We start from the raw sequence: 21,588 nt of genomic DNA on the forward strand, positions 1-21,588 counted from the left end.
ATGCCTAAGTGTATCATGTTTGTAAGCTACTAAAGTAGCAATAACCATGACAAATATGGGTTTTAGGTTTAAGGTGGTCTCACGGTTTTCCACAAGCAAGCCCGTACATTCCAGAAAGAATTTTATCTTGAAGCATCCACACCATTAATCTAGAACCATTTTTATGTTTGATATTTTAGTGCTGGTAGATTTATTCAATCGGTAACCTAGAATTTCTGGTGGACTCACGGCTCTCCACAAGCAAGCCTTTCCATTCCAGAAGAAATTCTATTTGCAATACCAATACTATTTAAAGATTAGAAGTCTTAAGTCTACAGATTTTAAGTATAAGGCAGTATAATAACTTTATAAGCAAATCCTCCTAACGACTAGTTATTAAATAACCCTTTTTATTGATTTTCAACGCAAGTGACTAACAAAAGTCAAAAACCTCTCAAAAATTTTTAAAAACCCAAAAAAGATGACATTTTAATTTTTGAAAAAACGGTTACAATAAAAAGGTAGAGAAAGCGATTGCAAAAACAAGGAGGAAATTACATTATGACAGAGAAAAAATACATCATGGCGATTGATCAAGGAACAACGAGTTCAAGAGCGATTATTTATGATAAGGCAACAAACACGATTGGTAGTTCACAAAAAGAATTCACACAAATTTTCCCACAAAGCGGCTGGGTGGAACACAACCCGAATGAAATCTGGAATTCAGTCCAATCCGTGATTGCTGGAGCCTTCATTGAATCGGGTGTTAAACCTGAAGAAATCGCTGCGATCGGGATCACGAACCAACGGGAAACAACAATCATTTGGGACAAAGCAACGGGTCGTCCGATTTATAACGCGATCGTTTGGCAATCGCGTCAATCGGCACCAATCGCTTCTGAACTTCATGAAGCGGGACATTCACAAATGATCCATGAAAAAACGGGATTGATCATTGATTCTTATTTCTCAGCTACTAAAATTCGTTGGATCCTTGACCATGTTGAAGGTGCTCAAGAACGGGCTGAAAAAGGCGAGCTGCTCTTTGGGACAGTGGACACTTGGTTGGTCTGGAAATTAACAGGTGGCGAATCATTCGTTACTGATTATTCAAACGCTAGTCGGACAATGTTGTTCAACATTCATAACTTGGAATGGGATCAAGAAATCTTAGACTTATTAAATATTCCGCTTGTGATGATGCCAGAAGTTAAGTCTAACTCAGAAGTTTACGGCCACACGACTAACTACCATTTCTATGGCGCCAACACACCTATTTCCGGAATGGCTGGAGACCAACAAGCCGCTTTATTTGGCCAAATGGCTTTTGAACCTGGTATGGTGAAAAACACTTATGGAACAGGTTCATTTATCGTAATGAATACGGGTGAAAAACCACAATTATCAAAAAACAACTTATTGACGACAATTGGTTACGGCATCAATGGCAAAATTTACTACGCTTTAGAAGGAAGTATCTTTGTATCGGGTTCTTCGGTCCAATGGTTGCGTGATGGCTTGAAAATGATTGAAAATTCAGCTGATTCAGAAGCACTAGCTAAAGCCTCAAAAAACAAAAATGAAGTATTTGTCGTACCAGCCTTCACTGGATTAGGTGCTCCATACTGGGATTCAGAAGCACGTGGATCGGTTTTTGGATTAAATCGTGGAACAACCAAAGAAGACTTTGTCAAAGCGACCTTACAGTCTATTGCTTACCAAGCACGCGACGTGATCGATACGATGAACAAAGACGCCGGGATCGATATTCCATTATTGAAAGTCGATGGCGGAGCTGCTAATAACGATTGGTTGATGCAATTCCAAGCCGATATCTTAGGCACTAAAGTCCAACGCGCACACAACTTAGAAACGACTGCTTTAGGAGCTGCTTACTTAGCTGGCTTAGCTGTTGGATTCTGGGAAAGTATGGATGAAATCAAAGGTATGTACGAAGAAGGCGGAATTTTTGAACCACAAATGCCAGAAGCTGAACGCGAAAAATTATACGAAAATTGGAAACTAGCCGTTAAAGCCACTCAACTCTTTAAACCGGAAGCTTAAAAAGGAGGAAAAAATCATGGTTTTCTCAATTGAACGAAGAAAACAAGACATCAAGGCACTAAAAGAAGGCATACTAGACGTTTTAATCATTGGTGGAGGGATCACAGGTGCTGGCACAGCTTTACAAGCCAGCGCTTCAGGTCTTAAAACAGGGCTGGTCGAGATGCAAGACTTTGCAGAAGGAACGTCATCCCGCTCAACCAAATTGGTCCACGGCGGCTTACGTTATTTGAAAAACTTCGATGTTGAAGTTGTAGCCGACACGGTCCAAGAACGGGCGGTCGTACAAGGAATCGCACCACATATTCCAAAAGCGGACCCAATGATTTTGCCAATCTATAACGAACCCGGTTCAACTTTTTCGATGTTTTCTTTAAAAATAGCGATGGATCTGTATGATCGACTAGCTGATGTTACGGGGACAAAATATGCAAACTACACGTTGACTAAAGAAGAAGTCTTGAAACGCGAACCGCAACTGAGAAGTGATGGTTTATTAGGTGCTGGAGTCTATCTAGACTACCGCAACAATGATGCCCGCTTGGTGATTGAAAATATTAAACGCGCAGCTACAGATGGCGGACACATGGTCAGCCGCATGAAAGTGGTCGGGATCGTACACGATGAAAACGACAAAGTCAGTGGCGCAACCGTAGAAGACTTATTGACCGGGGAAACATTTGATATCAAAGCTCGTATTGTATTGAATACAACGGGTCCTTGGTCAGATACGATCCGTCAAATGGATGATAAAGTAGACGCTGCACCTCAAATGCGTCCGACAAAAGGCGTTCATTTAGTCGTAGATAACAAACGATTATTTGTACCGCAACCCACTTATTTTGACACAGGCAAAAACGATGGCCGGATGGTATTCGTGATTCCGCGTGAAGCAAAAACGTACTTCGGAACAACAGATACCGACTACACAGGCGACTTTTTACACCCAGTTGTTGAACAAGAAGATGTGGATTACCTACTAGAAATTGTCAACAACCGCTATCCGTCAGCTGAGATCACAATCGACGATATCGAATCCAGTTGGGCAGGATTGCGTCCATTGATTTCTGCTAATGGCGGTTCAGACTACAATGGTGCAAAAAATCAACCTATCTCAGATGAAAGCTTTGACAACGTCATCGCAGCAATCGAGCGCTACCAAAAAGGATCTGTCGATCGGATTACTGTAGAAGAAGCTTTGAAAAACATTGAAGTCAGCAACTCTGAATCAGAAGATAACCCTTCGGCCATTTCACGTGGCAGCGCGTTAGACATTGATCCAGACGGCTTGATCACAGTAGCCGGAGGAAAGATAACCGACTACCGTAAAATGGCGCTGGGTGCGATGAAAGCTGTTGTTGAAATCTTACAAAACGATTTTAACCTTTCTTATGAATTGATTGATTCTGCTAAATATTCAGTGTCTGGCGGCGAAATCAACCCGCTAGAAGTTGAAGCAGAAACTGAAAAATTAGCTCAAATGGGGATTGAAAAAGGGCTGAATGAATCAGAAGCGTTGTACCTTGCTAACCTCTATGGTTCAAATGTACCTAAAGTATTTGCTTTGCTAGACGAAACTCAACAAATAGAAGGGTTAACTCTAGCAGATACGCTAAGCTTATGCTATGCTATGAAAGAAGAGATGGCGCTTACACCGAGTGACTTCTTGATCCGTCGCACGAACCACATGTTGTTTATGCGCGACACATTAGATAGCATCATAGACCCAGTGATCACAGAAATGGCTCGCTATTATGGCTGGACAGAAGAAACAAAAATAACTTATCAGAAAGGACTAGAAACAGCCATTGCAGAGTCTGATCTAAAAAACTTAAAAGGGGATGGAGATAAATGACAGGGGATACATTACAGATTTTCAGTGAGTTTTTAGGAACAATGATTTTAATTTTACTTGGGGATGGAGTCGTTGCAGCCGTCAGCTTGAAAAAAAGTAAAGCTGAAGGCGCTGGTTGGGTTGCGATTGCTCTTGGCTGGGGAGCAGCCGTAACGATCGCAGTATATGTTGCAGCATCTATGGGACCAGCACACTTAAACCCAGCTGTAACACTTGGGATGGCAATTATTGGTAATTTTGAGTGGGCATTGGTTATTCCCTTTATTCTTGCTCAAACGGTTGGAGCTTTTGTGGGAGCCGGTTTAGTTTGGTTAACGTACTTACCCCACTTCAAAGAAACAAAAGACGAAGCTAGTATTTTAGGAACGTTTGCAACTGGACCCGCTATTCGTGACACCGTTGCCAATGTTATGTCAGAAACAATTGGTACTTTCGTATTGGTATTCGCTCTTATGATGTTCGGAAAAAATACATTTACTGATGGATTAAACCCATTAGTCGTAGGGGTATTAATTCTTTCAATTGGTCTCTCTCTAGGAGGATCAACAGGCTACGCAATCAACCCTGCACGTGACTTAGGTCCACGTATTGCGCATCAATTATTACCGATTGCAAACAAAGGAAATTCCGACTGGGGTTACTCATGGATTCCAGTAGTAGCACCAATGATAGGTGGAGCTATCGCTGCATTACTTTATATCGTTATTACCTAATTGACAAAGAAAAGATCCTTTCGTATATGGATTATTTTTGAAGCAACTTGAGTGGAGCCACTCAAGCTGCTTTTTTGGTTAGTTGGCAAATGGTGTTGATGCTTCAAGATGAAATTTCTTCTGGAATGTACGAGTTTGCTTGTAAAGCCACGGTACCATTTGTAAGCCTGTAGTCTTACAAACTTTCAAGCCTCAAACAGAGAACGTAATCGCTGAAGCTCAACACTCTGTAATTCGCATTGAATCCAATGCATTGGCTACAAGCAACTCTATTCCGCATAAATTTTAGGTGATTGAGATGGTTAATCTAACAACACTAAAAATGATAGCGACCTTTTTTTAATAAAATGATGTAAAAATAGTAATTGGCAGTACCTAAACAATTGCTCTCCAAATAGTCGGATTTCCGCCTTACTGTATTGCTGTTAAACATGATATACTGTATTAACTAGTAGTTGGAGGAGCCGTTTAAAATGAAACGAACTAATTTGAAAATCGGGATGCTCATAGTTTTGGTAGCTGTTTTTATATTTTTCTTTAATCTTACTAAAGCGAATAGAACGTTAGCCCAAATGAATGAAACTTATAAATTATCGGATACGTTTAAACATGAAAGTTTAGCAGATCGCTCAAAATTTGTAACGGAACGCGATGGTGAGGTAACAATTGTTGTTCTAGGTAGCAGTGTAACTTATGGAAAAGGTGCGACCAAAGCACAACCCGTGTGGGGTAATTTACTGGAAACGAATCTTGACGAGACGGATGGAATCAATGCTAAAGTCATCAATCACGGGTACAACGGCTACAGTACAGCAGATCTGATTTCAAGGCATAAAATCAAGTCCGTCATTAAAGACGATCCAGACATCATCATTTTTGAATTGTGTTTGATCAATAATAATCGCTATCCACAAAGCGATATGGATCAAACAAAAGCAGACATCCAATGGATCATGGACACGTTTAATGACAAACTACCAGATACATTAGTTATTTTACAAACCGCAAATCCGACTAATTACAATGATGTGCTTTTACAAGATGCTCAGTTTACCTATGGTCAATACAATAATGAAATTGTTGAATATGTTAAAGAGCAGCAGTGGCCGATTATTGATATTTATCAATTGATGCAAACTAGACTTGAAGAACGAGATTTATTGACTGGAGATATTCTGGCTGATAATGTTCATCCAAACGGAAAAGGGTATGGTATGTGGTTCGAATTACTGAAAGAGCGAGTGAATGTACCGGTGAAAGAACTTCATTAATAAATTATGAAGGCCCCAAGAATGAAAATTTTTGAGGCTTTTTCGTTTTTATTTCTTTTCTAGCGAATTGTATTTGAGAAAAGGTAATAGGCGTTAGTTCGGGCAACTTCGGCTAGTCGCTTTCACTTGAGTAGTAGTAATGACCGCTAGTTCGAGTAACTCAATAGTCCTTTACCGTTTGAGTAAGGGCAACGAGCCTTTATTTAAGCAACTCGATGCTACTTTTCATTTTGAGTAGAGGTAATGAGCTCTATTTTGAGCGACTCAATAGACATTATCCATTTGAGTAGAGGTAACGGGTATTAGTTCAGGCAACTCTAGCTGCTTTTCTTCTTGAATCGACTAAATACTAAAGCTAAGATAACCAAAAAGGTAATATAAGGTCTTGATACGCTATTAGTTAATGAATCTAAATCAATTGTAATTTTCAGTTTCATAAATAAATTTGCATCTCACTTTAAATGTGATTATAATTAGAATAAGATTAAAAAAACTAAAGAAAGGGAGAGGATCATGGAAATCATTAAGCTAATTGGAATTTTAATTATTGTAGTGGGGTTCATTTTTAAGTTTGATACGATTGCCGTTGTATTGCTTGCAGCACTGGCTACAGCTCTATTTTCAGGTATCTCATTTACCGATTTTTTAGTTTTGTTAGGAGAAGCATTTGTCTCTAACCGGTTAGTAACATTATTTTTACTTACTCTACCTATGATAGGATTAACGGAAAGATATGGGTTACGCCAGCAAGCAGTTAAGTTGATAGAGAAGATGAAAGGACTGACACCTGGTCGTTTCCTATCTTTATACATGGTTATTCGTGAACTCGCAGGATTCTTTTCTGTACGTGTCCAAGGACATACACAATTCATCCGTCCGTTAGTTGAACCGATGACTCAAGCAGCTGCCAAAACTAAATATGGTGAAATCAGCGATGAAGATATTGAACGTCTTAAGGCACGCTCGGCAGCAACAGAAAACTACGGAAACTTTTTTGCTCAAAATACTTTCATTGCAGCAGCAGGTGTTTTATTGATTACTGGAACATTGGAATCTTTAGGATATGAAGTTTCAGCGGTAGCTATTGCTCAAGCTTCTATTCCGATTGCTTTAATTATGTTAATTTTAGTAGCAGGATCAAATATTTTATTTGATCGGAAATTGCAACGAAAATATGAGAATAAAGAAAACTTAGTAGCACAAAAAGAGGAGGAATAATAATAAATGGAGGCACTTGTAACTAATATATTAGAATTCTTCTTCATCATGATTGGTTTATTACTTATTTACACAGCTAGTAACGTTTTTAGAGATCAAAAGCATCCAACACGTTTAGGCACAACGTTATTCTGGCTCTTATTAGGAATTGTATTTGCTTTTGGAAATTTCATACCCGCAATGATTAATGGCGTATTACTTATAGGAATAGGTGTATTGACATTGTTTAAACAAGTCCGTCTAGGAGAAGTTAAGAAAGTGGATGAAAATAAAGCGTTAGAATCTAGTAATCATTTAGGCAATAAAATTTTTATCCCCGTTATTGCTTTAGCGGTAGTGGCTGTTCCAATTGCACAATTCACGCCTCTTGGTGGACAAGTAGGTATTGGAGTAGGAGCAGTTATTTCTTTAATAATTGCTGTTCTCATGACTAAATCAAAACCAAGAATGGTTTTAGATGAAGGAGACCGCATGATTCAACAAGTAGGCACGACTGGGATTTTGCCACAGTTGTTAGCCGCACTGGGTGTCATTTTTACAGCTGCTGGTGTAGGTGATGTTATTGCAAGTGGAGTTTCAACTTTTATACCAGAAGGAAATCAGTTATTAGGTGTCATCGCCTATGTGTTAGGAATGGTCATTTTTACAATGATTATGGGGAATGCGTTTGCTGCTTTTACTGTTATTACAGCTGGGATAGGAATTCCTTTTGTCATCGCCCAAGGAGGAGACCCAGTTATTGCAGGAGCTTTGGCAATGACAGCTGGTTTTTGTGGTACGCTGTTAACACCTATGGCTGCTAACTTTAACGCTTTACCAGCTGCCTTGTTGGAAATGAAAAATTTGAACGGTGTTATTAAAGAACAAGTACCATTTGCTTTCAGCATGATTGTAATTCATATCGCATTGATGTATTTCTGGGCATTTTAAAACAACTATTAAACAATAAATGGTATTCTTTATGAACGAAAATAATTATGTTGAATTTTACAAAGAAGGCAACTATTGAAAGGAGTATGATTATAAATGAAACTACTAGTAACTGGATTTGACCCATTTGGCGGTGAAAAAATTAACCCAGCTCTTGAAGCTGTCAGAGGTCTAGCGGATAGTATTAAAGGAGCCGAAATCAAAAAATTAGAAATTCCAACTGTATTCGGAAAATCAGCTGAAGTTGTTAGAGCGGCTATTGAAGAATTTCATCCGGATGTTGTATTAAACGTTGGACAAGCAGGGGGCCGTTTTGCAATGACACCTGAACGTGTAGCAATCAATGTAGATGATGCGCGTATTCCAGATAACGAAGGCAATCAGCCGATTGATGAAGCTATTCAAGAACAAGGAAAAGCAGCTTATTTTACTCAGTTGCCTGTTAAAGCCATAGCAACAGCAATCAAGGCAGCTGGTATACCTGGAGCTGTTTCTAATACAGCTGGGACGTTTGTCTGCAATCATATTATGTATCAAGTTCAATATTTAATTGATACTCAATATCCGGCAATCAAAGGTGGATTCATTCATGTGCCTTTTATTCCTGAACAAGTAGTAGACAAATCGAATCTACCTTTCATGAATTTAACTGATATCACTAAAGGATTGACAGCGGCAATAGAGGCAATTGTTGCTTTTGAGGGCAAAGAAGATCTAAAAGAAATAGGGGGAGCGATTTATTGATATGCGAGCTGAAACTATCCTGCCAGTTTTTGTTTATGGCAGTTTAAAAACTAGCGAATTTAATTATAAAAGTTATCTAGATGGTAAAGTGTCTATAGTTGAACCAAAACGTGCCCGAATTAGAGGTACTCTTTATAATATGCCGTATAAAGGATATCCAGCTCTTTTAGTTGAAGATTCCAGTACAGAGTGGGTATACGGTGAGCTATTTGAATTGCTTGATTATGAATCAACGTTATCTCAATTAGATAGTCTAGAAGGGTATTATGGAGTGGATCATCCAGCTAATGAATACGTGCGCAGTGTAGTAAAAGCTGAAATATGGCATGATAGATCTAGGATTTATGTAGCACAGGAAGTTTTTGTTTATCTTTATCAAGTAGAAAAAGATATTCTGTTTACTAAACAAAGTCAAGTAATGAAAAAGGGTATTTGGCAATCAAACTAGATACATAAGAAAGCCAAGAAAAAACTTCTTTATAAAATGAGAAAATAGCACTAGAAGAGCAAAATTCTTCTAATGCTATTTTTTTATTTTTCAATGATTATACAAAAGTTGCTAATACTTTGATATGAATTACCTGTCGTGAATAACTAATATAAGCCTCAATTTCATTATGAAAACGTTTGTTCGGTATAAGCTTCTACCATTACCTGTTTTTCGGTGGTAAGATGGTTTAGGTCATTATGGTCATTCCTCTAATTTTTTGATTTGGAATTCATTTTGACTGTACCGTAAATGGCTTTTTAGTTATCTAGCTTAATTTTACAATCCGTGATATTAATGGATAAACTAAAAAAGTAGAAATAAAAACTATTTTAGCTACTAAGTTTCGACTAGCAAGTCACTACATAGTGGTACTATTCTAGTTTATGGTCAATAAGGTCTAAGTAATTATAAAAAATCAAGGAGGAAGCAACTTTAATGATGGACCTTATTTTTAACATAGTTGTCATATACATTATTGGGTTTGGAATATTGAAACTAAAAATTTATATAGACTTTAAGACTTCTGATTATCGCCATGCAAGTAATCATAATTTTTGGCAAACCTTTTTCAATAAAGGAAATATGGGTGAATACAATATTTACCGCAGTCTTGAAAAAGTAAAAGGGGAAAAGCTGTTAATGACGAATCTTTACATTCCTAAAGAGGATGGAAGTACAACAGAAATTGATTTGGTGATGATCACAAAATCGGGTTTGTTTGTTGTAGAGTCAAAGAATTACAGTGGCTGGATTTTTGGCGATGAAAGAAACTTTAACTGGACTCAAACTTTCCCAAATAAGCAGCAGTTCAAATTTTTTAATCCCATTTGGCAAAACAAGGGACATATTAAGGCTTTAAAAGCCGTTTTAGCTCTTACCGAAGATTCTTTGGTGCACTCATTCATTATTTTCAGCAGTCATTGTGAATTAAAGAAGATTACGGTGACTAGTTCTAATGTTCAAGTTTTCCAACAAAATCAGCTGAAACGAATGTTAAAAAGAAAACAATATAACGAGCCTCGCTTAACTTCAGATGAGATGCAGGCTTATTTTCAAATGCTTAAACCTTTCATGCATGCTGACAAGAAAACCAAAAAGCTGCATATCAAAAGAATTCAAGAAAGATTAAGTCTGGCAAAAAAATGAGTGTTCTATTCGTCGAGTTTCTAAAGATAAAAATGAATTTCTTCATCCACACCAAAAAATACAATTCAAAATAGTTGAAGGGTGCTTAAGAGAAATTCTTAAGTATTTTTTTAGTTAAGTTTAAATTGTTTAGCTTAGAGCGTACAGTTATTTTAAGAAATCTATTAGTTTGGCATTTGTCTTACTTGTAAGATAAGCTATACTAATAATGATTATAATGAAAAAATTTATTCTAGCGGAGTATTAAAAATAGTAGTAACATTGTTTAGAAAGTAATGGCGAGGAGTTTTCTGATGAAAAAACGTGAATTTGTAGTCCAAGATATATTAAGTAAAATTTACCAAGAATATTATTCAAGTGGTAAGTTACCTACTCAAAGGAGTTTAGCTGTTCAATATGAAGTTTCACGATACACGATACAGGAAGCCATCAATAGCTTGAGTGATATTGGAGTTGTTCAAGTTGTTCAAGGATCTGGAACATTTATTCGAAAAGATGCTAAACAAAATCCTTTAATTTATAATTCTTTGACAAGAAATTCCTATGCTCGAATTAGTTCAAAAATTATTTTTTTGGAGAAACAACCTGCATTGGAAGAAGATCGTCAAATTTTTGAAATAGATAATGAACAATATGTTTGGGTCTTTCAACGTATTCGTATCGTAAACTATAAAATAACTCAAATTGAAACTTCAAAATTACCGGTTTCTCTTTTTCCAGATTTAACTTCTCACATTGTTGAAGACTCTATTCAAAAGTTTGTACAGCAATCTGGGTATGATATTTCACATTATATAACGAGTTACACTCCTGTTTTGATAACTAGAAAACAGTCTGAATTATTGCTTTGTAAAAAAGGCACTCCAGCAATGAAGATCATTAATCGTGGTATTTTAAAAAGTGGGCAAGTTTATGAATATAGTGAAGTAACTGCTATCGATTACACATGCACCTATCTTATTCCATTTAATAAAGAAAGCCATCAAATAAGGCAAAATGATTAAATGAAAAGAACCTGTCACAGCACAAATCAGTGTGTGGCAGATTCTTTTTATTTTCTGATTAAGGAGTAACGATTGTACCATCCGGTGTACGACTTTGTGTCCATTCATGAGGCCGATAGATGATAGGATATTCTTCGGCTAATTCTTCGTTAAAGTCAACCCCAATTCCAGGCATATCTATTGGATAAAAGTAGCCTTTTTCAGCTACTGGTACATATGAAAAAAGCTTGGCTGTATTTTCAGGTACTAGTATATTTTCTTGAACTGCCGCGTTATGAAGGTGTATGTTTAAATGGGTATTTACAGCAATACCAATTGGTGTGATATCAGAAGGAGTATGCCAAGCCATTCGTATTCCCATAGCGTCACAAAAATGTGCTAATTTGATAGCCGGTGTGATTCCGCCCAATTGTGAAACATGTGCACGCATATAATCAATTTCACGGTTCTTAACCAAAGACTGCCATTCCATTGGGTTATTAAATAATTCACCAGTAGCAATTGGGGTCGATGATTGAGATCGAATTTGTTTTAGCCATTCATTTTGATCAGGTGGCAGTAAATCTTCTAAGAAAAATAGATTATACTCTTCAGATTTTTTAGCAAATTGTACTGCTTGATTTGGGTAAAGACGTTCATGAACATCATGAAGCATCTGGAACGAGTTGCCATACTTATTGCGAATGCTTGCAAACATGTTCAAGGTTGTATCCATATATTGGTACTGGTCAAAATAAGAACCTTCAGAAGTGTTTTTAGGCGTATTCAGTTCAGCAGCTGGGCCACCATAGAAACCTAATTGACAGCGAATATATTGGTAACCTTCAGCAAGGATAGTATCGATCTCCTGGTAGAGGTCGTCTAGGTTATCTGCCACCGCATGAGTATAACTAGCAATGGCATCTCTAGATTTCCCACCTAATAACTGATAGAGCGGCATATCACATAATTTTCCTTTGATATCCCAGAGAGCCATATCTATTCCAGAAATAGCGTTATTAATTACTGGACCGTTTCTCCAGTAGGAATTAACGGTCATCATTTGCCATAAATCTTCAATGTTATTAGCATCTTTACCAATCAGTAAAGGTTTTAGATACTCGTCAACCATAACTTTAACTGCTAAAGGGCGTTGTTGAAAAGTTGCACAACCATAACCTATGACACCTCTATTTGTTTCTATTTTCACTACTACTAAATTGTGTCGATCTGGTTTGATGGTGTAACTTTTAATATCTGTAATAATCGTTGGTTTCATGTTCAAACCTCTCTTCCTTTTTTTAAGACTACATGTATATTGAAACATGTAATGGGAACGGCTGTCAATTTGGTATGAAAAGATAGAGATATATGGATAAAAACCAGTCCAATAATCATCATAAATTCAAAAAACGTTGTTACATCAAAGGATTCTTTCGTATTATTCATATTAAGGACTGTTTTTATAATTTGGAATATTGTGCTATCATTTAAATTGTAAACGGAAACAAAAAATAATTAGAGAAAAAGGGTGGGGAATCAAATGAAAAAAGAAGAGGTTGCAAAACAAATTATTCAACATATTGGAGGCCAAGCAAATATAAATAATGCTTGGCATTGTATGACACGGTTAAGATTTAATCTTAAAGACAAAGAAAAAGTGAATTACAAAGAATTGGAAAAGATACCAGGTGTAGTCGGTACAAAGTTTCAAAGTGATCAATTACAAATTGTTATCGGGACAAATGTGGCTAGCTATTATGAAATATTAGCTAAAGAATTAGGTATCGAAGAGGATTCAGATAGTAACCATAATCAAAATAGTGAGAAAAAAGGATTAGTTTCTTTATTTATGGATACTGTTTCTGGCGTTTTTGGTCCTATCGTGCCGGCAATTGCGGGTGCTGGTATGATAAAAGGATTGATGGCTGGTCTTGTTGCATTGAATGTCATTTCTAATGAGACACCAACTTTTCAAGTAATTGATATGTTAGCTAGTGGAGTATTTGTATTCTTGCCCTTTTTTGTTGCAGCTTCTGCAGCTCGAATTTTTAAAACCAATCAATATCTAGCGATTGCAATCGCTGCTACATTGCAATTTCCAACGATGACTGCTGCTGCAGCCGCTGGAGAATTTTCAAACTTTATGCTTTTTGGCATAGTTCCTGTACCAGTATTTAATTACGCTGGAACAGTAATCCCAATTATTTTTGCAATTTTAGCTTTGAGTTATATTTATCGGTGGGTTGACAAAGTCTTACCAGAAATATTACGTACCGTATTTACTCCGACAATTTCATTATTTGTTGGAGGAATATTTGCTTTAACAGTAATAGGACCTATCGGAATCTATGCGGGTAATCTTCTTGCTGATGGAGTGAGTTGGTTGTTTACCATTTCTCCAATTTTAGCTGGTGTGGTAGTTGGGTTAATCAGACCAATTGCGATCCTTACGGGTTTACATCATGCTATGACTCCGATTGCGTTACAAAATTTTGCCAATCAAGGCTACGATATGCTAATGCCAATGATGTTTATGGCTAATATGGCTATAACCGGTGCAACGATTGCTTTATATAAAAAAGTTCAAACAAAGGAAGAAAAATCAATCATCATCTCAGCTGCTTTTTCAGGTCTGTTAGGTATAACTGAACCTGCTTTATTTGGGGTATTAACAAAGTATAAAAAAGCTTTTCTTGCAGCAACCATTGGTAGTGCTGTATCTTCTGCCTTTATCAGTTTCTTTGGAGTAAGGATTTATGGGTACATCTTATCAAGTATCTTCAGTTTACCAGCGTATATTGGCGAATATTTTATTTATGCAGTTTTTGGAATTATAATAGCAATAGGGGTTTCATTTGCTATTACTAGTTTCTTAGTACCAAAACAAGAAGTTGAGGAAAGTTCAAATGAAGTCCAATTGAATGCGGTTACTGATGGCCTGTATGTTCCGCTAGAAGATGTAAATGATGATGTCTTTTCAACAAAAATGCTGGGTGATGGATATGCTATGAAATCTACCTCAGGAGATATTTATTCACCTGTTTCTGGTACCGTTCAAACAATTTTCCCAACAAAACATGCGATTGGGATAGTTACAGAAAATGGACTTGAAGTTCTTGTCCATATGGGAATTGATACAGTAAGTTTAAATGGAGAAGCGTTTGATGTCTTTGTTAAAGTAGGAGAAAAAGTAACCTCTAAAATGAAAATTGCTCATATTAATTTAGAAAAAGTAAGAGAAGCCCAAAAAGATGACACTATTATTGTGGTCGTGACGAATATGGATAAAGTTCAAAGTTTAGCTGGTGAACATAATCTTGAAGGAGAACATCTTGCTGGGACTACATTAGGAAATGCTGTTTTATCTTAAAACTCAAAGATCAATAATTTTTTAGAGGAGAATAAGAAATGAAAAAAATGACTATTTTGCAACGAATAGAAGAAGCCGGTGTTATAGCTGTTCTTAGAGGCGAAACGAAAGAAGAAGTTTTAAAAACTAGTCATGCGGTAATTGAAGGCGGAATTAGAAGTATAGAATTAACCTTTACTGTTCCCGAAGCTAATGAAATCATAAAAGAATTAGCTGTTTATTATAAAAATCAAGCCGAAATAGTTATAGGAGCTGGAACAGTATTAGATGCAACAACAGCTCGCTTAGCCATTATGGCTGGGGCTGAATATATTGTAAGTCCAAGTTTTAACCCAGCTACTGCAGAAATGTGTAACCTTTACCAAATTCCTTATTTACCAGGATGTATGACCATAACTGAGATGGAAACGGCACTTAAATGTGGTGTTGATATTGTCAAATTATTCCCTGGAAGTGTATATGGTCCTAGTGTGGTTAAAGCATTTAAAGCACCATTACCTTATTTGAATATCATGCCTACAGGTGGTGTCAATATAGACAATATGGCAGAATGGTTCAACGAAGGCGTAGTTGCTGTCGGTGTTGGTGGGAATTTATTAGAGCCAGTAAAAAATGGAGATTTTGATAAAGTCACCGATTTAGCAAAACAATATATGAATAAATACCACGAAATAAAAGGACACAGATAATATGGGGAAAATTGTAACGTTGGGCGAAGTTATGATGAGACTCTCAACAAATCCTGGTGAACGATTAGCACATGCTCAACAATTTGATGTTTGTTATGGAGGTGGAGAAGCAAATGTAGCCATCTCACTTGCTAACTATGGTCATGAGGTAGTCTTTGCCAGTAAAGTTCCCAATAATGCTTTAGGCCAATCGGTAAAAAAATTTTTAAATAGTTATGGAGTATCCACTACAAACTTACTTTTTGGTGGTAAGCGTTTAGGACTGTACTATATGGAAGCTGGAGTGGCGAAGCGATCTGCGGACGTGATTTACGACCGATTGGGTTCTAGTTTTGCTGCTATAACAGAAATTGAATGGGATTTAGAAGCTCTTTTCGAAGGTGTCGATGTATTTCATATTTCTGGAATTACTTCTGCACTTTCAAAAGAGTGGCAAAAACGGACAATAGATTTAATTAAGTTTGCTAAGAATACAGGTGTTAAGATAAGTTTTGATATTAATTACCGCTCAAAACTTTGGAGTTTAGAAGAGGCACAAGAAACTATTAGAAAGATTTTACCGTATGTAGATTATTGTTCGGCTGGTGAATTGGATGCTCGCTACCTTCTTAATATTCCTAAGTGCAGCGAAAATAAAGGTATTAAAAATGAAATGATTTACTACTATCAAGAAATGCAAGGGATGTTCCCTAATATTGAAGTTTTTTATTCAACTAAAAGGGCAATCTATTCAGTAACTGAAAATGATTTAACCGGCAATATCTGGATGGATAAAAAATATTACGAATCTGATTGTCATCATATAAATCCCATTGTAGATCGTATAGGAGGCGGCGATGCCTTTTCTGGAGGTGTTTTACATGGTCTTTTATGTCAAAATGACCCTCAAACGATTATCAATTTTGCTACAGCAGCATCAGCATTGAAACACACAGTCCTAGGAGATTGTAATCAATTTAGTGTATCTGAAGTAAATGACTTTTTAGATTCAGGTTCAGGGAAGATAAAGCGATGATATCAAAAAACTTTTTAAACTAACTATCATACAAAAAATAAGCTAACGCATTAACTAATACAATATTACATTAGGTCTAACTAGTATTTAAAGTTGGTAGCTAAAAAAGAATACACAGAAAAAGAACCTATCACAGTAGGTTCTTTTTCTGTATATTCTCGTCGAGGGATAAGGTATTATTCGAAGAGCCCTTGATTTTCTAAACGAACCAACATATGATAGATGCCTTCATGGTTGTGACTATCAGTGGTGTAGTTAGCTTGTTGTTTTGCGGAACTAAGGGCATTGCCCATGGCTACCGAATATTTTTTATTTTTGAACATCGAGATATCGTTTTCGCTATCGCCGAAGACAACCATTTCATCATGTTGAATATTTTGGTTCTCCATGATGAGTTCTAAAGCATTTCCTTTCGTGATGTCCTTATTCGTGATCTCCATTTTGCGTTCGTCTGAAAAGACACATTCATATTGTGCGTAAATAGGATGGTTTTTTAACGTATCCCGCACGAAGGACATATAAGCGGGCTGTTGGACGACAGAGATCTTATTGCAAAAACTAGGCGTATCTGCCAAATTGCGTACCATATATTGATTAGGGTAACCGTCACGCGTGTCACATAACCAGCCATACATTCCGCCCATCCAGGGATAATCATCCGGTAGGCGCATCTCTCCGCGGATATTTTTTTTAATGGTGTAGATCTCATCGGGCAAATAAGTATAGATCGTATCATCTTGACTGTATTGTAATTCCACCGTAAAGAGCGAAAAGAAACGGTTGATCTCAGTGATAAACGATCCCTCTAATAAACCAATTCTGTCGCGTTTAGCGGTTGCAACATGATAAATAGACGTGCCATTAACGTCGATCATCAAACCGGCATGCTTGTCCATCTGCAACTCTAAAGCATCAGGCAACAAGCGGATGTAGCTTCGGCCACTAGCTAAAATCAATTTAACGCCTTTGGTTTGCAGCTCCATCAATTTACGGAACGTTTTAGGGGCGATAGTATGATCAGAAGTAAGCAAGGTCCCATCCATATCACATACGATTGCTTTAATTGTCATCGCAATTTCCTTCCTTTTTTTGTAATAGCCAACGCCTTACGAATCCTTTCTAAGGATTCTTTGTTTTTTGCTTCATCATGATACATCATGGCGACATAGAGAATATCAATGATCGTCATATAAAGAATTCGAGAGGTGAGTGTCTCGGATTGAAAAACAGATTCTTCTGAATCGACAATGAACGCGACGGTCGAAAGTTTCACTAAATCCGTGTGGTGGTTACCGGTTAGGACAATAATTTTGACGTGATTGGCGCATAAAATTTTTGCCACTTCAATCGTTTCAATCGTCTCGCCAGAGTGTGAAAATAAAAAAACACAATCATTTGGACCAAGCTTTGTAGCGTAGCTCAGCTGCATATGGTAATCAAAAATATAATTGCAATGAAATTCCGTCCGCAAAAATTTGTGGTAGCTATCTAATGCAATTACGGATGAAGCCCCTTGTCCAAAAAAGTGTAAAACTCTAGAATCAGAGATCAAACTTAGTGCGAGATTGATTTTTGTTTCATCCAGTGATTCAACCATATTATCTAACGCGACCTTATTTGAATAAACCAATTTTTGGGCGATCGTATAGGAAGAATCCTTTTTGCTGACGTCAGAAAAAACCGCTAGCTCATTTTTTCGTTCTTCAATTGTTCTGAAATTAGATGCTACCGAAATTTTAAAGTTGGGGAAGCCATCATAACCGATTTTTTTAACAAATTTAAAAATAGTTGCTTCAGAAAATCCGGTATCATCTGCTAAGTTGGAAAGGGTTTTATTGACTATGTCATTGCTAAGTTTAATGAAATGATTGGCGATAGTCTTCTCAGTATCGCTGAAACCTTTCATATAAGGCCGTAGTAATTTTTCTAAATAATTATAAGGCATATAAGTTCAACTCCTCTTTAATAACAGTATACTACATTTTTCTGAATAAAAAACTTTTTTTATGAAAGCCCTTTACAAATAAAAAATATTTGTTACAATTGGGTTATGAAAGAGAGAATGAAGAGGAGGAGAAGACTTGAAAATAGGCATTATCGGATTAGGAAAAATGGGTTTAAACCTAGCCCTAAATTTGAAAGAAAATAATATCGATGTTATCGGTTATGATGTTTCGATCCCGGCACGCCAAAAAGCTTCTGAGAGTCAACTAGCAATTGCTAATTCACAAGAAACGTTTCTCGAAAGCTTAGAAGAAAAAAAAATCATCTTTTTAAGTACACCAGCAGGAAACATCACCAATACGTTGGTAAAAACACTTAGTGATCAATTACAAACAGGTGACATTTTGATAGACGGAGGAAATTCTTATTTTAAGGACAGTGTGAGAAATTATGAATTAGCTAAAGAAAAAGGAATCGGTTTTCTAGATTGCGGTACGTCAGGAGGAATGGAAGGCGCACAATTAGGTGCTTGTTTGATGATTGGCGGAGATGCCGACGTTTTCATCGAAGTAGAAGAAGTTTTCGCTGCACTGGCTTGTGACAAAGGGTATCTATACACAGGGGAATCTGGTAGCGGACATTACTTGAAAATGGTCCACAATGGTATTGAATATGGCATGATGCAAGCTGTTGGTGAAGGATTTGATATCTTAAATGCCGGTAAATATGATTACAATTTCGAAAAAGTCGCTTCTGTCTGGAATAACGGATCGGTTATCCGTTCATGGCTGATGGAATTGACAGAAGAAAGTTTCAAGAGTGATCCTAAATTAGACGATATTAAAGGTATCATAGATGTCAGTGGAGAAGGAAAATGGACCGTCATTGAGGCGCTCGATTTAAATATTCCTGTTCCTGTTATTGCAAGTTCATTATTTGCTCGTAATGTATCAAAAATTGATGACAGTTTTTCTGCAAAAGTTGTCGCAACGATGCGGAATCAATTCGGCGGTCATACGGTTATGAGAAATGGGGAACTTTAAAAATGACAAAAAACAATAAAATCGCAATCGTAAATTCAAGTAGTTTTGGAAAAGTATTTCCAGATCATTTAGAGCGGTTGCATCAATTAGGAGAGGTACACAGTTTTACCTTTGATAGTAAAATCGATGGAAAGACGTTAGCCGAAAAATTGCAAGGCTTCAATATGATCATTGCTAGCGTAACTCCTTTTTTCACCCAAGCCTTTTTTGATCACAAAGATGAATTGAAATTGATCACCAGACACGGTATTGGTTTTAACAATGTTGATTTAGTAGCCGCTAAGAAACACAATACGATCGTATCGATTGTGCCGGCTTTGATTGAACGGGATGCAGTGGCTGAAAATAATGTGACCAATCTATTAACTGTTATGAGACGAACCAATTTAGCCTTTCAAAGTGTCGTGCAAGACAAATGGGAAGAACGTGCTCAATTTGTTGGACATGCTCTTGGAGGGAAAACAGTTGGAGTGATTGGAATCGGAAATATTGGTAGCCGGGTTGCTGAAATCCTGCATTATGGTTTTCGCTGTGAGGTGCTGGCTTATGATCCTAATAAAGACAAAGTGGAGATTGCCGCATTTGGTGCCAAAAAAATCGAGCTACCTGAGCTGCTAGAAAGAGCAGATGTAATCTGTTTATGTGCCAGTCTAACAGAGGAGAACTACCACATGCTCTCTACAGAAGAGTTTGCTAAAATGAAAGATAATGTCTACTTATCTAATACGGCTAGAGGAGCATTGGTTGAGGAAGAGGCGTTGATCCATGCATTAGAAATAGGTAAAGTTGCTGGCTTTGCGACTGATGTACTGGAAGTTGAATCTGGTCGTGCTGATCATCCTTATCTTAAATATGAAAGCGTTATTATAACTCCGCATACTTCAGCTTATACCATGGAGTGTCTTGAAGGCATGGGAGATAAATGTGCAACGGATTGTGAGCGGATCTCAGTAGGTCTTCTTCCAAACAGGTCTGTACAGAGCAATAGTTCTTACTTGAATTAGGAAGGAGATTTAGGAATGCTTACAGATCTAAATGTGAAAGGCGGGCCGCAGTTTTATCGGTATAGCGAGGGATCAATAGGTCTGATACCTGAACTACTCCAAGAACATGCTGCCAGTCGTCTACTAATTGTGCATGGTGTCATTTCTTGGGAAAAAGCAAAACCTTACTTAACTAACGTAATGAAGCTAGACAAAGAAATTATTTATGAACAGTACAATGGAGAATGCAGTTATAACGAGTGTCACCGTATTGCAGAAATTATTAAAAAAAATAAAATCGATTTTGTTATCGGAGTTGGTGGAGGTAAATTATCCGATACCGTTTTATATGCGTGTCATTTAACCAATACGCAATTTGGCCTTATTCCAACGTTGGCTAGTAATTGTGCACCATGGGCACCACTTTCTGTTATGTATCATGACAATGGTCTGGCAGAAGGGAAATCAGAACATGTTAAGCGTCAAGCCGCTTTCCTAATCACAGATCCAGCGCTGGTGATCGATTCACCAGTCAATTATTTTATTGCTGGAATTGCAGACACGTTGGCAAAATGGTATGAATCAGACTTGATTTTAGAGCAAGAAACCTTTAACGATGAACCCTTTCCACAAATGGCACGTTTTGCTGCTCGTATGTGCAAAGAAAAAGTATTAGCAGAATCTGAAAAAGCCATCGCCGATATGAGAGCAAAAACGATATCAGCTGAATTTATTCATATTTCAGAGATTATTTTTTCCATCGCTGGTTTGGTTGGAGGTTTAGGCGATAAATATGCACGAAATACAGCTGCTCATGCGATCCACGATGCCATCTCTGCTTATTTACCGGAAGTACATGACTATTTGCACGGTGAAAAAGTGGCTTATGGAATTTTTTATCAATTAGCATTAGAAAAAAAGTGGTCGACGATTGATGAATTGATTCCCTTTTATGAAGCGTTAAACTTGCCAAAATCACTAACAGAGATGGGTGTATATCCGATGTCTGAAATTAAGTTAATCAACATTGTTCAATTAATTGACAGCAAACAAAAAGTTCATCTGCTGCCGTTGCAAATAAATGAAGAATCATTAACAACAGCACTAATCGATTTAGAAAAATATATGACTAAATAAGGAGGTAA

19 protein-coding genes are annotated in these 21,588 nt (G+C 37.1%); 16 read left to right on the forward strand and 3 right to left on the reverse strand.

What is annotated here, in order from left to right; genetic code table 11:
* Positions 1-540: 540 nt before the first annotated feature.
* The 10 genes from glpK to BP17_RS05030 all read left to right on the forward strand — a co-directional run bounded on the left by glpK (position 541) and on the right by BP17_RS05030 (position 11,417).
* Positions 541-2,046: a glycerol kinase GlpK gene (gene glpK, locus BP17_RS04985; protein ID WP_035052249.1), complete on the forward strand. Its 1,506-nt coding sequence runs from the start codon at positions 541-543 to the stop codon at positions 2,044-2,046.
* Between the two features lie 16 nt (positions 2,047-2,062).
* The gene (glpO, locus tag BP17_RS04990) at positions 2,063-3,901 is read left to right on the forward strand and encodes a type 1 glycerol-3-phosphate oxidase (protein WP_035052252.1); all 1,839 of its coding nucleotides are present in this window, start codon (positions 2,063-2,065) and stop codon (positions 3,899-3,901) included.
* Positions 3,898-4,614: an MIP/aquaporin family protein gene (locus BP17_RS04995; RefSeq protein ID WP_035052254.1), complete on the forward strand. Its 717-nt coding sequence runs from the start codon at positions 3,898-3,900 to the stop codon at positions 4,612-4,614. Before glpO ends, BP17_RS04995 begins: the two co-directional genes overlap by 4 nt.
* A 473-nt stretch (positions 4,615-5,087) precedes the next feature.
* On the forward strand, positions 5,088-5,885 hold the full coding sequence (locus BP17_RS05000; protein WP_035052256.1) for an SGNH/GDSL hydrolase family protein: 798 nt from the start codon (positions 5,088-5,090) through the stop codon (positions 5,883-5,885).
* A gap of 513 nt (positions 5,886-6,398) precedes the next feature.
* Entirely contained in the window at positions 6,399-7,103 is a 705-nt protein-coding gene (locus BP17_RS05005) for a DUF969 domain-containing protein (protein WP_035052258.1), read from the forward strand.
* Between the two features lie 6 nt (positions 7,104-7,109).
* The gene (locus tag BP17_RS05010) at positions 7,110-8,033 is read left to right on the forward strand and encodes a DUF979 domain-containing protein (RefSeq protein WP_035052260.1); all 924 of its coding nucleotides are present in this window, start codon (positions 7,110-7,112) and stop codon (positions 8,031-8,033) included.
* A gap of 96 nt (positions 8,034-8,129) precedes the next feature.
* Positions 8,130-8,777 carry a pyroglutamyl-peptidase I gene (pcp, locus tag BP17_RS05015; RefSeq protein ID WP_035052262.1) on the forward strand — a complete coding sequence of 216 codons (648 nt, stop codon included), beginning with the start codon at positions 8,130-8,132 and terminating at the stop codon, positions 8,775-8,777.
* Between the two features lies 1 nt (position 8,778).
* Entirely contained in the window at positions 8,779-9,225 is a 447-nt protein-coding gene (locus BP17_RS05020) for a gamma-glutamylcyclotransferase family protein (protein WP_035052264.1), read from the forward strand.
* Positions 9,226-9,756: 531 nt separating this feature from the next.
* Entirely contained in the window at positions 9,757-10,413 is a 657-nt protein-coding gene (locus tag BP17_RS05025; protein ID WP_232219600.1) for a nuclease-related domain-containing protein, read from the forward strand.
* Positions 10,414-10,706: 293 nt separating this feature from the next.
* Positions 10,707-11,417 carry a GntR family transcriptional regulator gene (locus BP17_RS05030; protein WP_035052270.1) on the forward strand — a complete coding sequence of 237 codons (711 nt, stop codon included), beginning with the start codon at positions 10,707-10,709 and terminating at the stop codon, positions 11,415-11,417.
* A gap of 58 nt (positions 11,418-11,475) precedes the next feature.
* Here the strand turns inward: BP17_RS05030 and BP17_RS05035 are convergent, their stop codons facing one another.
* On the reverse strand, positions 11,476-12,675 hold the full coding sequence (locus BP17_RS05035) for an enolase C-terminal domain-like protein (protein ID WP_035052272.1): 1,200 nt from the start codon (positions 12,673-12,675) through the stop codon (positions 11,476-11,478).
* 264 nt (positions 12,676-12,939) lie between these two features.
* Between BP17_RS05035 and BP17_RS05040 the strand changes: the two genes are divergently transcribed.
* The 3 genes from BP17_RS05040 to BP17_RS05050 are packed head-to-tail and all read left to right on the forward strand — an operon-like array spanning position 12,940 to position 16,473.
* Positions 12,940-14,769 carry a glucose PTS transporter subunit IIA gene (locus BP17_RS05040; RefSeq protein ID WP_035052274.1) on the forward strand — a complete coding sequence of 610 codons (1,830 nt, stop codon included), beginning with the start codon at positions 12,940-12,942 and terminating at the stop codon, positions 14,767-14,769.
* A gap of 38 nt (positions 14,770-14,807) precedes the next feature.
* A complete protein-coding gene (locus tag BP17_RS05045) occupies positions 14,808-15,458 on the forward strand; it encodes a bifunctional 4-hydroxy-2-oxoglutarate aldolase/2-dehydro-3-deoxy-phosphogluconate aldolase (RefSeq protein ID WP_035052276.1) in 651 nt (216 codons plus the stop codon).
* Position 15,459: 1 nt separating this feature from the next.
* On the forward strand, positions 15,460-16,473 hold the full coding sequence (locus tag BP17_RS05050; RefSeq protein WP_035052279.1) for a sugar kinase: 1,014 nt from the start codon (positions 15,460-15,462) through the stop codon (positions 16,471-16,473).
* Positions 16,474-16,649: 176 nt separating this feature from the next.
* Here BP17_RS05050 and BP17_RS05055 read toward each other — a convergent pair whose 3' ends face one another.
* Both BP17_RS05055 and BP17_RS05060 read right to left on the reverse strand, forming a co-directional pair.
* Positions 16,650-17,543, reverse strand: coding sequence for a Cof-type HAD-IIB family hydrolase (locus BP17_RS05055; RefSeq protein ID WP_035052281.1), 894 nt, complete (start codon positions 17,541-17,543; stop codon positions 16,650-16,652).
* Entirely contained in the window at positions 17,540-18,418 is an 879-nt protein-coding gene (locus BP17_RS05060) for a MurR/RpiR family transcriptional regulator (protein ID WP_035052283.1), read from the reverse strand. Before BP17_RS05060 ends, BP17_RS05055 begins: the two co-directional genes overlap by 4 nt.
* 136 nt (positions 18,419-18,554) lie before the next feature.
* Between BP17_RS05060 and gnd the strand changes: the two genes are divergently transcribed.
* Genes gnd through BP17_RS05075 form a run of 3 tightly spaced genes read left to right on the forward strand, consistent with a single transcriptional unit; the run spans position 18,555 to position 21,580 of the window.
* Positions 18,555-19,460 (forward strand): phosphogluconate dehydrogenase (NAD(+)-dependent, decarboxylating), encoded by a 906-nt coding sequence (gene gnd, locus BP17_RS05065; protein WP_035052285.1) that lies wholly within the window; start codon positions 18,555-18,557, stop codon positions 19,458-19,460.
* A 2-nt stretch (positions 19,461-19,462) separates the two neighbouring features.
* Positions 19,463-20,464 (forward strand): D-isomer specific 2-hydroxyacid dehydrogenase family protein, encoded by a 1,002-nt coding sequence (locus tag BP17_RS05070; RefSeq protein WP_035052288.1) that lies wholly within the window; start codon positions 19,463-19,465, stop codon positions 20,462-20,464.
* Between the two features lie 15 nt (positions 20,465-20,479).
* Positions 20,480-21,580, forward strand: coding sequence for an iron-containing alcohol dehydrogenase family protein (locus tag BP17_RS05075; protein WP_035052290.1), 1,101 nt, complete (start codon positions 20,480-20,482; stop codon positions 21,578-21,580).
* The last annotated feature ends 8 nt before the right edge of the window (positions 21,581-21,588 follow it).

Origin of the sequence: Carnobacterium pleistocenium FTR1 (assembly GCF_000744285.1) — a bacterium.
Classification (GTDB): Bacteria; Bacillota; Bacilli; order Lactobacillales; family Carnobacteriaceae; genus Carnobacterium_B; species Carnobacterium_B pleistocenium.